General features: G+C 38.5%; 1 pseudogene. It reads right to left on the bottom strand.

What is annotated here, in order from left to right:
• Nucleotides 1–527, bottom strand: a pseudogene (gene secA / locus HC175_RS17235) (preprotein translocase subunit SecA); the annotation flags it as partial.

Here is a 527-nt window from a genome sequence, read left to right as displayed (position 1 = left end):
ATTACCTTGAACAGTTCAAAAGCTTCAAACTTGTAGATCAATAAAGGATCTTTCTGCTCATGCACCGCCAACTGAACGCTCTGCTTCAGTTCATCCATTTTTCTAAGATGGGTTTTCCATGCGTCGTCTATAATGGCTAAACTGATGTTCTTTTCAAAGTCGGTAATCAACTGCTTACCTTCAGTTTCATAGGCTTTTTGAAGATTAGTAACCACTTGAAGGGATTTGACACCATCGGTAAACGGTACCGCTATACGTTCAAAATTATTGCCTTTATCTTCCCAAACCTGTTTGATCACCGGGAAAGCAGCTTCAGCATTATGCTTCATCTTTTCACGGTAATGCTTATATGCAGCTTCATAAACCACATTGGCAACCTTCTGGAAATCCATTTTCTCAAATTCTTCCTTAGTTACAGGAGAACTCATGGAGAAGTAACGGATCAGTTCAAATTCAAAATTTTTATAGTCGTTCGCAAGTTTATTGGTTTCCGCGATATTTTCCGAAGTATCATAGATCATATTGGC

This window comes from Salinimicrobium oceani, from assembly GCF_012037645.1.
This window is presented reverse-complemented; position numbering and strand designations above follow the sequence as displayed.